The sequence below is a fragment of the uncultured Desulfovibrio sp. genome, from assembly GCF_944324525.1.
Taxonomy (GTDB): Bacteria; Desulfobacterota; Desulfovibrionia; order Desulfovibrionales; family Desulfovibrionaceae; genus Desulfovibrio.
The window spans coordinates 52,982-66,069 of the sequence record NZ_CALUWS010000002.1 but is presented as its reverse complement, the minus strand read 5'-3'; the positions used below and the strand labels follow the sequence as shown (position 1 = coordinate 66,069).

At 65.3% G+C, this 13,088-nt stretch carries 12 protein-coding genes; 3 read left to right on the top strand and 9 right to left on the bottom strand.

The genetic code is table 11. The annotated features are described in order from the left end of the window. Nucleotides 1–196: 196 nt before the first annotated feature. Nucleotides 197–640 (bottom strand): hypothetical protein, encoded by a 444-nt coding sequence (locus Q0K12_RS01100; protein WP_297259622.1) that lies wholly within the window; start codon nt 638–640, stop codon nt 197–199. Between Q0K12_RS01100 and mutL the strand changes: the two genes are divergently transcribed. Continuing rightward, nucleotides 620–2,677, top strand: coding sequence for a DNA mismatch repair endonuclease MutL (gene mutL, locus Q0K12_RS01095; protein WP_297259620.1), 2,058 nt, complete (start codon nt 620–622; stop codon nt 2,675–2,677). The genes Q0K12_RS01100 and mutL overlap by 21 nt on opposite strands. A gap of 143 nt (nt 2,678–2,820) precedes the next feature. Here mutL and purE read toward each other — a convergent pair whose 3' ends face one another. The 3 genes from purE to Q0K12_RS01080 all read right to left on the bottom strand — a co-directional run bounded on the left by purE (nt 2,821) and on the right by Q0K12_RS01080 (nt 6,476). Further along, complete coding sequence (purE, locus tag Q0K12_RS01090; protein WP_297259619.1) at nt 2,821–3,321, bottom strand: 5-(carboxyamino)imidazole ribonucleotide mutase; 501 nt, start codon at nt 3,319–3,321, stop codon at nt 2,821–2,823. A 57-nt stretch (nt 3,322–3,378) separates the two neighbouring features. Continuing rightward, entirely contained in the window at nt 3,379–4,674 is a 1,296-nt protein-coding gene (purD, locus tag Q0K12_RS01085) for a phosphoribosylamine--glycine ligase (RefSeq protein WP_297259618.1), read from the bottom strand. 143 nt (nt 4,675–4,817) lie between these two features. Then, a complete protein-coding gene (locus Q0K12_RS01080; protein ID WP_297259616.1) occupies nt 4,818–6,476 on the bottom strand; it encodes a VCBS repeat-containing protein in 1,659 nt (552 codons plus the stop codon). Between the two features lie 162 nt (nt 6,477–6,638). Between Q0K12_RS01080 and Q0K12_RS01075 the strand changes: the two genes are divergently transcribed. Next, nucleotides 6,639–7,970, top strand: a complete 1,332-nt coding sequence (locus Q0K12_RS01075; protein WP_297259614.1) for an RsmB/NOP family class I SAM-dependent RNA methyltransferase — start codon at nt 6,639–6,641, stop codon at nt 7,968–7,970. 218 nt (nt 7,971–8,188) lie between these two features. Next, nucleotides 8,189–8,446 carry a hypothetical protein gene (locus Q0K12_RS01070; protein WP_297259613.1) on the top strand — a complete coding sequence of 86 codons (258 nt, stop codon included), beginning with the start codon at nt 8,189–8,191 and terminating at the stop codon, nt 8,444–8,446. 256 nt (nt 8,447–8,702) lie between these two features. Here Q0K12_RS01070 and nspC read toward each other — a convergent pair whose 3' ends face one another. The 5 genes from nspC to Q0K12_RS01045 all read right to left on the bottom strand — a co-directional run bounded on the left by nspC (nt 8,703) and on the right by Q0K12_RS01045 (nt 13,065). Beyond that, nucleotides 8,703–9,914: a carboxynorspermidine decarboxylase gene (nspC, locus tag Q0K12_RS01065; RefSeq protein WP_297259611.1), complete on the bottom strand. Its 1,212-nt coding sequence runs from the start codon at nt 9,912–9,914 to the stop codon at nt 8,703–8,705. Between the two features lie 377 nt (nt 9,915–10,291). Beyond that, nucleotides 10,292–11,494 carry a saccharopine dehydrogenase family protein gene (locus Q0K12_RS01060; protein WP_297226772.1) on the bottom strand — a complete coding sequence of 401 codons (1,203 nt, stop codon included), beginning with the start codon at nt 11,492–11,494 and terminating at the stop codon, nt 10,292–10,294. A 226-nt stretch (nt 11,495–11,720) separates the two neighbouring features. Next, nucleotides 11,721–12,023 carry a DUF4911 domain-containing protein gene (locus tag Q0K12_RS01055; protein ID WP_297259609.1) on the bottom strand — a complete coding sequence of 101 codons (303 nt, stop codon included), beginning with the start codon at nt 12,021–12,023 and terminating at the stop codon, nt 11,721–11,723. Next, complete coding sequence (locus Q0K12_RS01050) at nt 12,023–12,364, bottom strand: AzlD domain-containing protein (RefSeq protein ID WP_297259607.1); 342 nt, start codon at nt 12,362–12,364, stop codon at nt 12,023–12,025. The genes Q0K12_RS01055 and Q0K12_RS01050 overlap by 1 nt, the downstream gene beginning before the upstream one ends. Then, nucleotides 12,361–13,065 carry an AzlC family ABC transporter permease gene (locus Q0K12_RS01045; RefSeq protein ID WP_297259605.1) on the bottom strand — a complete coding sequence of 235 codons (705 nt, stop codon included), beginning with the start codon at nt 13,063–13,065 and terminating at the stop codon, nt 12,361–12,363. Before Q0K12_RS01045 ends, Q0K12_RS01050 begins: the two co-directional genes overlap by 4 nt. Nucleotides 13,066–13,088 lie beyond the last annotated feature (23 nt).

The following is a 13,088-nucleotide window of genomic DNA, read 5'->3' as shown; positions in this document are numbered from 1 at the left end:
AAAATAATTTCAATAGAGCAATTCCACATTGAAAATATGGATTGCTCTGGCAGTCGCGAGATCGATTATCCGCAAACGAACACACGGAAAAACCACGCGTTTTCCGTAGAGTGAGGGCAGCGCCAGCATGGAAATGGGACTCGATTTCAATGCGGATCCGCTCGAGGAGCACGGAGAGAGGTGACAGTCCCGACGATCAGGCGTGGCCCACCAGCGGCGGGAGCTGGCCTTCCTTGACGTTGCTGACCCGGTAGATCTGCACCGTATATTGTCCTGCGGGGCGGCAGAAGGGGCAGCCGTCCGTCATGAGCAGGCAGGAGCTGTCCAGTTCCAGCGGATCCACGCCCGCCTGCGCCAGCAGGCGCGTGGCCCGGCCGGGATCCCAGAGCACCGGCGCGCCGCAGCGGCTGCACTCCACGAACAGCAGTTCCGGATCCATCGGCTGCCGCCGCAGGGGCGCGGGCACTTCAAACCAGCGGCGGGTATCCTTCGGCCGCCGGGCGGGACGGGGAAAACGGCGCAACGGCGCGAAGCGTTTGCCCAGTTCCCGCCGTCCTTCCACGCGGCTGCCGCCGCAGCGCCGCTTGCCTTGCGCCGTCCTGCCGGATACACTCGCGCCATGTCTGATCTTTCTGGTCATATTCGTCTTTTACCGCCTGAATTGCGCAATCAGATCGCCGCCGGCGAAGTGGTGGAACGCCCTGCCAGCGTGGTCAAGGAACTCGTGGAAAACAGCCTGGACGCCGGGGCGACGCATATCGACGTCTGCCTTGAGAACGGCGGCCAGAGCCTTGTCCGCGTCCAGGACGACGGCAAGGGCATCGCGGCCGATGAGCTGGAGCTTGCGGTCACCCGCCATGCCACCAGCAAGATCGCCAGCATGGACGATCTGGCGCATGTCCTTTCCTACGGCTTCCGGGGGGAGGCCCTGCCGAGCATCGCCTCGGTCTCGCGTTTCAGCATGACCTCGGCCCATGCCGCCGCCGGGGATGCTCCCGCCTGCCGTGTGGAGGTGGAACACGGACGCCTTGTCTCCACCGGGCCCGCGGCCCTGCATCGGGGAACGCTGGTCGAGGTGCGCGACCTCTTCGTCAACGTGCCCGCTCGTCTGAAATTCCTCAAAAGTCCCGCCACGGAGCTCAAGCGCGCGCAGGACTGGCTGACCCGGCTGGCGCTGGCCCGCACGGACGTGGGCTTTCGGCTGCGCGCCGGGGAACGCGCCGTGCTGGACTTCCTGCCGGGGGAAACGCTCATGCAGCGTCTGGCCAAACTCTGGCCCGCCCTCATCGTGGAGGCGCTGCGTCCCTTTGACGGCGAGCGGCACGGCATCCGCGCCCACGGGGTGGCCGCCGCTCCCGGCGTCAGCCAGCCGCGCGGCGACCGCATCCTGCTCTATGTCAATCAGCGCTCCGTCACGGACAAGCGCCTGCTGGCGGCCGTGCGCGAGGCCTACAAGGGCCGTCTGACCAGCCGCGATTATCCGCAGGTCGTGCTCTTCGTGGAGATCGACCCCACCGAGGTGGACGTCAATGTGCATCCGGCCAAGAGCGAAGTGCGTTTCCGGGATGAGTCCGCCGTCTTTTCCGCCGTGCTGCACGCCGTGCAGAGCGCATTGACCGATGAACTGGAGCAGGTGCTCGACGCGGCCGAGGCCCGCCTTTCCGGGCAACGGCAGGCAACATACACTGTTGCCGCGGCGCAGGCAACCGCTCCGCGCCCTCAGGGCTTCTGGGGGACGCTGGACACGCCGCCGCTGCTGCGTCGTCGTCCTGAGGAGCCGGACGTCCTGCCCGAGGCGGGCAGTCAGTGGCAGGTGACGCCCGCGCCGGTGCGCGGCGGCCTGAGCGAGGATGCCGCCCCGACGGCGTCCGTGTTCCCGCCGTCTCCGTCGTCCCCGTCGTCCCGGTACGGGGAGGCCATGCCGCATGCCCAGCGCGGCGCGCCCGCGCCGGACGTCGCCGCAGCCGCCGTGCCGTCAGAACCGGCGGCGCTTTTCCCGGACATGCCGGCCCCCGCGTTCCCGGGGGATGCGCCGTGGGAGGAAACTGCCGGAGAAACGGCAGCGGAGGACGGCCTCCCCGAGGCGATGGCGGCGGAAGAGGCCGCGAACCGGCGGGAGCCGCTGCGCGTGGGCGATCTGGCCTATCTCGGCCAGGTGGCCGACACCTATCTTTTGTTGCGGGATGCCGAAGGGGCCCTGCTGCTGCTCGATCAGCACGCGGCGCATGAGCGCGTGCTCTATGCCCGTCTGGAACAGGGCGCGTTCAGCGGGGCCGGGCAATGTCTGGCCCTGCCGCTGGAGCTGCCCCTGCAGGCGGTGGAGGAGGAACGTCTCTTTGCCCTGCGGCCGCGCCTGCAGCGCATGGGCTTCACGCTGGAGACAAGCCCCGGACGGCTGACGGCGCGGGGCATCCCGCCGCATCTGAGCCGGGCCGAGGCCCGCGATTTCCTGCGCGAGGCTCTGGCCGGACGCAAGGACGACACCACGGCCATGTTCGTCTCCCTGTCCTGCAAGAGCGCCATCAAGGCCGGACAGCGCCTGACCGACGATGAGGCCGTGGGGCTGGTGCGCCAGTGGTTGCAGACGCCGCAGCGCGAATACTGCCCGCATGGCCGCCCGGCCGTGCTGCGCTGGGATGCCGGCGCGCTGGAACGCCTGTTCAAGCGCAAACAGTAGGGGGGCGGGACGTCGTGCCCGGCGAGGAAGAGAAAGAAAAAGAGGGCAGCCCCGCAAGGGCTGCCCGTTTTACGCTATGCCTTTGAGGCAAAGTCACGTCGTACCCTGCCCCCCAAACAAGTAATAGCTTGTGCCGACAGGCCCTAGTTGCCGTAGCGCGCTTCGATGTCCGCGGCGGCTTTTTCCACGCCTTTCTGCATGTCGGCGCGGGCGGCCAGGATGCGCGCGTGCAGGGCGCTGTCTTCCACGGCCAGGATCTGGGCGGCCAGCCAGGCGGCATTGCGCGCCCCGGCCTTGTCCATGGCCACCGTGGCCACGGGGAAGCCGGGAGGCATCTGCACCGTGGCCAGCAGGGCGTCCATGCCGCCCATGACCCCGCCGGAGACCGGGATGCCGATGACCGGGCGGGCGGTGCGGGCCGCCACGGCCCCGGCCAGATGGGCGGCCATGCCCGCGGCGCAGATGAAGACCCGGGCCCCGGCGGCCTCCTGCTCGCGTACGAGCTGTTCCGTCCGCTCCGGCGTGCGGTGGGCGGAACTGACGGTGAAATGGTAGGAAATGCCCAGCGAGCGGAGCACTTCCACGCAGGGGCTGACCTTTTCCTCGTCCGAGGCGGAGCCCATCATGATGACGACCTGAGCCATGTTTTCTCCTTGTGTTCCTTCCTGTGCGCCAGCGGCGCGGTCAGGGCGTGCCGGGCCTTATGCCCCGGCCTTGCCCGCCAGCCGGTCGATGCCCTTCTGACCGATGTCGCTGCGGTACTGGCTGTCCGGCATGGCGATCTTTTTCAGGGCCGCGTAGGCGGCGTCGCGGGCCTCGGCCAGCGTGTCCCCGAGCGCGGTGACGCAGAGCACGCGGCCGCCGTTGGAGACGATCTTTCCGTCCTTGAGACTGGTGCCGCTGTGGAAGACCTTGACGCCGGGCAGGGCATCCGCTTCGTCCAGTCCGGCAATGGGCATGCCCTTGGGATAGGAGCCGGGATAGCCCTTGGCGGCCACCACCACCCCCAGCGCCGTGCGCGGGGTGTAGGAAAGGCTCGCGGGATCGAGCCGGCCTTCCACGCAGGCCAGCATGACCGAGGGCAGATCGCCTTCCAGGCGCATGAGCAGCGGCTGACATTCGGGATCGCCGAAACGGGTGTTGTATTCCAGCACGCGCGGCCCGTCGGCGGTCATCATGAGGCCGGCATAGAGGATGCCCACGAAGGGATGTCCGTCAGCGGCCAGTTCGCGCAGGATGGGCCGGGCCACCAGATCGGCCATGCGCTGGGCTTCGGCGTCGGGCAGCACCGGGGCCGGGCTGTACGCGCCCATGCCGCCGGTATTGGGGCCCTTGTCGCCGTCAAAGACGGCCTTGTGATCCTGCGCGGACGGCAGGGGGATGGCCGTCTTGCCGTCGCAGAAGCAGAGGAAGGAGGCCTCTTCCCCTATGAGGCATTCCTCGATGACCACCTGATCCCCGGCAGCGCCGAAGGCTCGGCGGCGCATGATGTCTTCCACGGCTTCGAGGGCTTCCTCGGTGGTGCGGGCCACCACCACGCCCTTGCCCGCCGCCAGCCCGTCGGCCTTGATGACCAGAGGCGCGCCCTTGGCTTCCACATAGGCGCGGGCCTTGTCCGCATCGGTAAAGATCTCGCAGGCGGCGGTGGGCACGCCCGCGCGGCGCATGATGTCCTTGGCGAAGGCCTTGCTGCCTTCCAGCCGGGCGCAGTAGGCGTCCGGGCCGAAACAGGGGATGCCCGCCTCCCGCATGCGGTCCACGATGCCGAGCGTCAGCGGCAGTTCCGGCCCCGGCACCACAAGGTCCACTTTTTCGCGACGGGCCAGCTCCACCAGGCCGTCCATGTCGTCGGCCGCCACGGGCACGTTGCGCGCCCCCTCGGCCGCCGTGCCGCCATTGCCCGGAGCGACGAGGATCTCCGTGACCGACGGGCTCTGCCCGAGTTTCCAGACAAGCGCATGTTCCCTGCCGCCGGAACCAATGACCAGTATACGCACGATGCCTCCCGCAGTTTGACCGGAATGTCTTCCGGCATCTTGAGTGCAAAAAAGGTGTTGTCCGCCGTCATGGGCGGGCTTCCGGGGAAGCCGCCCCAATGAAAAAAGCCGCCCGGAAAGCTGCTCCCGGGCGGCGGAAAGGCTTAGTTGTTGGGGTTGATCTCAAAGTCGCTCATGTCCGCCGGGGTATTGGGGTCCATCTTGGTGACGTCCAGCGGATAGGCCGTGATGATGCACTGGCGGCCGCCCACGCCCAGCGAGGGCGAGGAGTTGAGGCCCACCACAAGGTCGATGATGCCGTCGTTGTTCACGTCGGCCAGGTCGGCCTGCGCCACGGAACCGCGGATGCGGCGGGTCTTCCACTTGAGGGCGAGGCCCACGCCGTCCCAGAACAGGGCATGGATCTCGCCCTGGGGGAAGAAGCGGTAGCGGTCGAAGAACTGCGAAGCCGTGGAGATGGGCTTGTTGATGATCAGGCAGTTCTCGCCGGTATTGCCGATATCGGCCACGATGAGGCGCATGGGCGCATAGTAGCGGCTGGGGAGCTGATAGGTCTTGTCCACGCCGAGGCCGGGCATGCCCTTGTAATGATCCATCCCCGCCGCGGAACCGGAGAAGCGTTCCATGGTGGTGTGGATGAGCGTATTGCCGTTGCCCTGGAAGACCTTGATGCGTTCTTCCGGCGTCAGCATGATGAGCTGATCGCTCTTGTTGCCGCGGCCGCCCGGGATCCAGGCGCAGTTGAAGACGTTGGCGCCTTCGGGCAGATTGATGCGCTGACCGGGGCTGTAGCTGTCGCCGCTCTTCTGCAGAGCATAGACGCCGCGGCCAAAGAGATTGACCGAATCCCAGCCCTGACCCACCAGGGTGGGGGCGAAGTTGGGCGGAAGCTTCATCACGCTGGCAAAGTAGGGGATGCGCTTGCTGCATTCCTTGAGGCGGTTGCCCTTGAAGGAATAGAAGTAGGAGTAGGGGCGATTGTCGTTTTCGTCGTAGGTGGCGATGACCAGGTCCTGCGCGCCGTCCCGGTTGAGATCCATGGCCCGCATGGAGAAGTTGGCATTGGTGCGGTTGATGGTGATCTCCTGCAGGGGGTTGAGCTTGCCGTCACGCCCCCACTTGAACATCATGAGCTTGTGGTCGGTCAGGATGGCGACCTCGTTCTGACCGTCGCCGTTGAAGTCGGCCACGGCCATGTCCACCATGGCTTCGGGGATGCGCTGCGAGCGCAGGCGCGAGCCGTCGCTTGCGCCGGCTCCCTGATAGCGGAACTGCGGATTGAGATAGGCCTGATTCTGGCCGGTCTCGTTGACGATGATGTCGCTGCTGCGGCCGCCGGACGCCGCACGCCCGCCGGCCGCGCCGCCCATGCCCAGGACTTCCGAGGCAAGGGCATTGGCCAGCTGCTGCGCGGTGCTGTTGAGGCCGCTCACCGGGCCGGAGCTGGTCTTGCTCCACTGCTTGCCCGCCTTGTCCACGCTGTGCAGGGTGATGGTGCCGTCATTGCCGACGATGTTCACCTCGCCCCAGATGGCGTAATCCGCACCGCCGAGGGCTTTTTTGGCCTGAGCGGCCGAGGTGGCCTTGGCCGAACCCACGCTCCCCTGCGCCACGCCGGGGCGGTTGAGCTTGCCCAGCAGGGAGGACGGCAGGGCCTTGGACAGGTAGCTGTAGCTCTGCGGCGCGTTGACCGTGAAGGGCAACAGCACGAAGGACTTCTGAGCGGCCTGGGCCGCCGTCGCCTGAAGGCCGGCAAACAGCATCAGGCAGGCCATCAAGGCCAGTCGCATGGCGAATTTCATTCATTGTCTCCTTGAAAAGAAACGATGCCGCGTCTCGCGGCGCCGGATTGCCGGCCAGAGCGGCCGGACGCCAAACTATAGCCGTACTTTGACCGGGGCGCAACATGGCCGTGGCGGCGCAAAAGACTTGCCCCCCGGCGGTGGAGAGGCTATGCACACGGCATGAAGACTTCGGAAACCCCTGCCCCCACGACGGCCGGGCGCTCCTTTCGCCTGCTGTGCTCCCCGGAGGAGACGCCGCGCGTGGAGGCCCTGCTGCAGGCCCAGGGCTACCGCTTCGAGCCGGAGCCCTTTTCCCCCTTTTGCCGCCGCCTGCTGGATGAACCGCGCCCGCTGGGCGCGTCGCTGGCCGCCTTTTTCGGCTACATCTACATCCAGGACCGTTCGTCCATGCTGCCGCCGCTGGCCCTTGCCCCCGAGGAGGGGAGCAGCGTGCTGGACGTCTGCGCCAGCCCCGGCAGCAAGACGGGCTTTCTGGCCCAGCTGGTGGGCAAAAACGGTTTCGTGCTGGGCAATGAGCCTTCCCGCGCCCGCCTTGCCACGCTGCGGGCCAACATGCACGCCTGCAATCTGCTGTCCGTGAGCACCTGCACCTATGAGGGGCAGGCCCTGCCGCTCCGTCCCGGCAGCTGGGAGGCCATCCAGCTTGACCCGCCCTGTTCCGGCTGGGGCACGGTGGAAAAGCATCCCCGCGTCATGGAGCTCTGGCAGGGCGAAAAAGTCCAGCCCCTCGTCGGTCTGCAACGTCTTCTGCTGCGGCAGGCATCCGCCCTGCTGGCTCCGGGCGGGAAGCTGGTCTATTCCACCTGCACCACCAACGTGGCGGAAAACGAGGAGCAGGTACGCTTTGCCGAAGAGGAGCTTGGCCTTGAACGTCTGGCGTTGACGCCCTTTCCGGGCTTTGTCTGGGAGGAGCTGCCGGGCGGCGAGGGCACGTTGCGCGTGGACGGACAGCGTTCCGCCGCGCAGGGTTTCTATGTGGCCCTGTTCCGCAAGCCGTACGGCGTCGTGGAGAGCGTGCCGGCGCCGCTTCCGGAGCCGTCCGACGCCCGTTCCTCCCGCCGGGGCGGCAAGAACCCCGCAAAACGGGAACAGCCCGGACAGGAACTGCCCCGCGAGGCCCTGGCCGGGCCGTGCTGCGATCCCGCCCTGCTGCCGCCGGGCCGGGTCATGCTCTACGGGGATCAGGTGCGTTTCCTGCCGGAGGATGCCGCCCGCCTGCTGCCGCCGGACATGATCTGGCAGGGGGCGCTGCTGGGCAAGTTCGCGGGCGGGCGTCTGCATCCCGCGCCACGCCTGCGGGCCCTGCTGCCGCGCCGCCCCGACGCCGGGACGGCCCTCGTGCTGGACAGCCCCGACGATCTGACGGCCCTTTTGAGCGGCCAGAGCCGCCGGACCGAGCTGGAAGGCCGGGAGGCCGCGCTCTGGTGGCAAGACCTGCCGCTGGGCCGGGTCTCCCTCAAGCAGGGCCGGGTAGTGGCGACGTTTTCTTAGCGCATTATCCGTTTGAAACGCTTCGCGTTCCAAACCATACGGCCTGGCGTTTCGCGGAAAAATCGCTAAAGGCGCTACCTGGACAGGCTCCCCATGTGGTTATTGTGAACATGGATAAAATAGCCTGAAATTTTTTTCACTCTGAACCAAACCACTTCACATGATGTTGTAAGTAATTTTTTATAGACCCGTGCCATGTATAGCACTGATAAGAAAACATGCAGGCAGTCACGATTGATGCACTGGCAATAATGTATATCAGCCTGCGGAAAAAAATATTTGAATTGGTTAGTTTTTGTACGGAAATTGCAGAGCATGCCACAGCTAATATGATGTATATGAACAGCCAGGAGAATGCCTCAAGCACTATTTCTCCTTCTGTGGGGATCGGAAGGATTGAACGAGTGCATATCATGAAAAATGTAAATGCATATATCAAAAATGCGAATAATTTTAGAGCTGTTCTCTTCATTTAATTTCCCAAAAGAATATGTTCAGGTTTTGCCGGATTAAAAAATGCTCTAACGGCAAAACACTCTATCCAGACGGTATTGAAAGAGTGGGCATACGCATAAACGTATACCCACTCAGGGAAAAGGGCAGCCTGCTTGTCGAAATGGACGCGATATTACGACGTACTTTTGGCCGGACGGCGTTGTACCGCCGCCTCACATTTTGCCTTTTTCAAAGGCAAAATGCCCTAACCTGCGCTGGATGTCGTCCTGACAGGGATCAGGACAGGCGGTTGCGGAAGTCCTCGTAGCCGAAGGCGTGCAGCAGACGGAACTCACCGTCAGGCCGGAGCAGGCCGATGCCGGGCAGGCGCAGGCCGTTGAAGGTGGTGGTCTTGACCATGCTGTAAATGGCCATGTCGCAGAAGATGAGGCGTTGGCCCACGGCAAGCGGCGCGGCAAAGCTGTATTCGCCGATGACGTCGCCCGCCAGACAGGACTTGCCCGCCAGACGGCAGGTCCAGCTCTTTTCCCCGGCTTCGCCCGCCTGCGCGAGCCCGTCCGCTTCCCGCGCCAGCACGCGGGGCCGGTAGGGCATCTCCAGCACGTCGGGCATGTGGCAGGCGGCGGAGGTGTCCAGGATGGCGATGGGCATGTCCGCCTCCACCACATCCAGCACCGTGGCCGTCATCCAGCCCGCATTCAGGGCCACGGCTTCGCCGGGTTCCAGATAGATCCGCGCGTCGTAGGTACGCTCCATATGCTCGATGCAGCGGCAGAGCAGGTCCACGTCATAATCCGCACGGGTGATGTGGTGGCCGCCGCCGAAGTTGATCCAGCGGCACTGGGCAAGCAGCGGGCCGAAGTGGCGTTCCACGGCCTGCAGCGTGCGCTCCAGCGCGTCCGCGCCCTGCTCGCAGAGGGTGTGGAAATGCAGGCCGGAGATGCCGTCCGGCAGGCGGTCGGGCATGTGGCGCGGCCGGATGCCGAGGCGCGAGCCCGGCGAACAGGGATTGTAGATGGCCACCGCCCCCTCGGAATGTTCGGGATTGACGCGCAGGCCGCACTCGATGGCGCGGCCGCTTTGCCGGCGGTAGGCCGCGATGCGCGGCCGGAAATGTTCCCACTGGGCCAGCGAGTTGAAGACGATGTGATCGGCCAGCGGCAGGAGCTCGTCCATGTCCGCATCCGACCAGCCGGCGGCAAAGGCGTGGACCTCGCCGCCGAATTCCTCCCGGCCGAGGCGGGCCTCGTCCACGGAGCTTGCGCAGGTGCCGTACAGCGGCCCGTGCCCGCCCCTGGCGGCGTCACGGCTGAGCAGCGGGAAGGTGGCCCAGGCGGCATAGCCCTTGAGGGCCAGCAGGATGCGGGCATGCGTGCGTTCCTGCACGCTGTTCAGGATGGCGGCATTGGCCAGCAGGCGGGCCTCGTCCAGCACGAAGCAGGGGGAGGGGACACGGGCCGGGTCAAGCAGGGGAAGCAGATGGTTCATGTGCTGTGCTCGAAAGGAAAAAAGGTCGGAAAAAGGGAGAGGCGCAACGCCCCTCCCTCAGTTGACGATACCGGCGGCAGGCCCTCGGGCATGTCTGTGCAAAATTTCAGCCATGGTAAGGGGTAAAGAAAACGAGCCGACATGCCCGCCTGCCTTTTGATGAATGCTTACACCGAACTTCGCCTTTCCCCTGCCAAAAGCGCGCTGGGGAAAGGATGGGGGGCTTGGGGGAGGGGAAACCCCCTCCCGCGCCGGCGGCGACCGAAAGGCGGCCCGCAGGGCCGTGCCTGTTAGGCGACGCAGGAGCCTTACAGGCATCGACAGCAGAGCGAGGGGTTTCCCTTCCCCCCAAAATCAGCAACGGACAGCGTTAAGGTCTAGTCCACGTCCACGCACTGCCAGGGCAGGCCGTAGACGTTGAGGTCGGCCATGAAAGGATCGGGGTCGAACTGTTCCATGTTCCAGACGCCGGGCTTGCGCCACTGACCGGTGACGATCATCTTGGCGCCGATCATGGCGGGCACGCCGGTGGTGTAGGAAATGGCCTGCGAGCCCACTTCCCGGTAGCATTCCTCATGATCGCAGATGTTGTAGATGTAGACGGCCTTTTCCTTGCCGTCCTTGACGCCGCGCATGACGTCGCCGATGCAGGTCTTGCCCTTGGTCAGCGGGCCGAGGGAGGCCGGGTCGGGCAAAAGCTTGCTCAGGAACTGGATGGGCACGATGTCCATGCCGTTGTAGTTCACGGGGTCGATGCGGGTCATGCCCACATTGCCCAGCACCTTGAGGTGGTTCAGGTAGTTCTCGGAGAAGGTCATCCAGAAGCGGGCGCGCTTGATGCCCTTGAGGTTCTGCACGAGGGATTCCAGCTCCTCATGATACATGAGGAAGCACTTTTTCGGCCCGATGTTGTCCGGGAAATCGTAGGTCATGCTCCAGGCCAGCGGGTCGGTCTCCACCCATTCGCCGCGTTCCCAGTAGCGGCCGCGCGCGGTCACTTCGCGGATGTTGATCTCCGGGTTGAAGTTGGTGGCGAAGGGCTGGCCGTGGTCGCCCGCGTTGCAGTCGATGATGTCCAGCACATGCACTTCGTCCAGCTTGTGCTTCATGACCCAGGCCGCGAAGACGTTGGTCACGCCGGGGTCGAAGCCGGAACCGAGCAGAGCCGTCAGCCCCGCCTCACGGAAACGGTCCTGATAGGCCCACTGCCATTTGTATTCGAACTTCGCCGTATCCAGCGGCTCGTAATTGGCCGTGTCCATGTAGTGGACGCCGCATTCGAGGCAGGCATCCATGACATGCAGATCCTGATAGGGCAGGGCGATGTTGCAGACCACTTCCGGCTTGACTTCACGGATGAGGCTGCACAGCTCGGGCACGTTGTCGGCATCCACCTTCGCCGTGGCGATGTCCACGCCGAAACGGTTCTTCACCGATGCGGCGATGTCGTCGCACCGCGACTTGGTACGGCTGGCAAGGGTGATCTTGCCGAAAACGCCTTCAGCCTTGGCTGCCTGCGCCACCTTGTGCGCCACAACGCTGCCGACGCCCCCGGCGCCGATGATCAGAATGTCCGCCATGATGTCTCCTTTTGGGGTAAAGGGCCCGTCGGGCCTGTCCAGAACGGGATGCGCCCAATCAGTTGCGCGTGCCGTTCACATAGCCTGAAGCGGGCGCAAGGTAAAGGGCGACGCGGGCCGTGGGCCTGCGTTTTTTCTGTGAAGTCCTGCGGGCCGTCCGGCGGGAAGAGGCAGCGGCAAACCTGCGAGGAAAGGAAAAAGGACAAAAATGGACGCCCCGACAGGTTCAGGCGTTTTCGCCCGTCTGGAAGGGCGGATGTTCAAGCTGCACGCTGCGGGCGATATCGGCAAGGGCGGCTTCCGCCTGTTCCCGCATGTGCGGCGAGAAGACGACCTTGATCAAGGCTTCCCTGCGGTCGAGGACGGTGAAATAGGCCACGTTCTCATAGGCTTCCAGCAAAAAACGGAACAGTGCCGTTTGTTCGGCCGGCAGGCGCAGATAGAGCGCCGCGTTCTCACGGGCCGGGGGGTGGACGGCGGAGCGGTCGCGGCGACGCCGCAGGGAGGGCGGAGACGGGATGTCGGCCATCAGTACAGCCCGAAAAAGCGCGCTCCGGCCACCAGCAGCATGGCGAAGATGATGGTGCCGAAAAAGCTTTTGGTTTTCCAGGCCACCAGCAGCGAAGGCAGGGCGGCCACAAGGTAGAGGTTCCCCGGGGTGGGGTCGAACTTGTCGTTATAATAGAAGATCTGCGAAGCGAGCAGGGCCGCCATCACGGAAACGGGCACGAAGGAAAGCCAGTGCCGGAGCAGGGGCGGCAGTTTCTCCGCCCGAAGATACATGACCGGCAGGACGCGCGGGATGGCGGTCACCAGCATGCAGCCGATGATGCACCAGACGAGTTCCGCATGCTGAGCAAGGAAATTCATGCGCGTTCCCCCTGTGGACGCCGGTTTTGCCGGGCAAGCAGGCAGGTTCCGGCGCAGGCGGCCAGGACGGTGGCCATGACCACGTTCCACTGGCCCATGCCGGCGATCTTGAAGCCAAGGGAAAGCACGCCGGCCAGCAGGGCGACCGCCACATGCAGGCGGCTCACGCACTGCGGCACCAGCAGGGCGAGGAACATGGCGGTGAGGGCATAGTCAAGACCCAGCGGGCGGACATCCGTCACCAGTTCGCCGCAAAAGACGCCCAGTACCGTGCCGCCGACCCAGGCGGCATGCGCCGTGATGTTGCAGGAATACAGGGTCGCCGCCGCGAGCTGCCAGCCTTTCTGGAATGCGCCGATATGCACGCCGAAGGTCTCATCCGTGAGCTCGCAGCCGAAAAGGAAGCGCTGCCAGCGTTTGAGCGGGGCGAGATATTCCGCCAGCGCCGCGGACATGAGCAGATGCCGCAGGTTGACCACAAAGACCGCCACCACCACCGAGGCCGCACCGACGCCCGCCCCCCAGAGACCGGCGACCACGAACTGTCCCGAGCCGGCAAAGAGCAGCACGGACATGAGCACCGCCAGCGAGGGCGGTATCTGGCTCTTGACGGCGAGCACGCCAAAGGCGAAACCTACGGGCACGTAGCCAAGAACAATGGGCAGGGCGCGGCGCACGCCGGCGCTGACGGGGGATGGCATATGACCTCCTGCGGGCAGCGGCC

Excerpts from the sequence above, each read along its gene's own strand:
- Q0K12_RS01060 (WP_297226772.1), bottom strand. The coding sequence starts at position 11,494 with ATGGCGGACATTCTGATCATCGGCGCCGGGGGCGTCGGCAGCGTTGTG.
- Q0K12_RS01050 (WP_297259607.1), bottom strand. The coding sequence starts at position 12,364 with ATGAATTTCCTTGCTCAGCATGCGGAACTCGTCTGGTGCATCATCGGC.
- Q0K12_RS01055 (WP_297259609.1), bottom strand. The coding sequence starts at position 12,023 with ATGGCCGACATCCCGTCTCCGCCCTCCCTGCGGCGTCGCCGCGACCGC.
- Q0K12_RS01080 (WP_297259616.1), bottom strand. The coding sequence starts at position 6,476 with ATGAAATTCGCCATGCGACTGGCCTTGATGGCCTGCCTGATGCTGTTT.
- nspC (WP_297259611.1), bottom strand. The coding sequence starts at position 9,914 with ATGAACCATCTGCTTCCCCTGCTTGACCCGGCCCGTGTCCCCTCCCCC.
- mutL (WP_297259620.1), top strand. The coding sequence starts at position 620 with ATGTCTGATCTTTCTGGTCATATTCGTCTTTTACCGCCTGAATTGCGC.
- purE (WP_297259619.1), bottom strand. The coding sequence starts at position 3,321 with ATGGCTCAGGTCGTCATCATGATGGGCTCCGCCTCGGACGAGGAAAAG.
- Q0K12_RS01100 (WP_297259622.1), bottom strand. The coding sequence starts at position 640 with ATGACCAGAAAGATCAGACATGGCGCGAGTGTATCCGGCAGGACGGCG.
- Q0K12_RS01075 (WP_297259614.1), top strand. The coding sequence starts at position 6,639 with ATGAAGACTTCGGAAACCCCTGCCCCCACGACGGCCGGGCGCTCCTTT.
- Q0K12_RS01070 (WP_297259613.1), top strand. The coding sequence starts at position 8,189 with ATGCAGGCAGTCACGATTGATGCACTGGCAATAATGTATATCAGCCTG.
- Q0K12_RS01045 (WP_297259605.1), bottom strand. The coding sequence starts at position 13,065 with ATGCCATCCCCCGTCAGCGCCGGCGTGCGCCGCGCCCTGCCCATTGTT.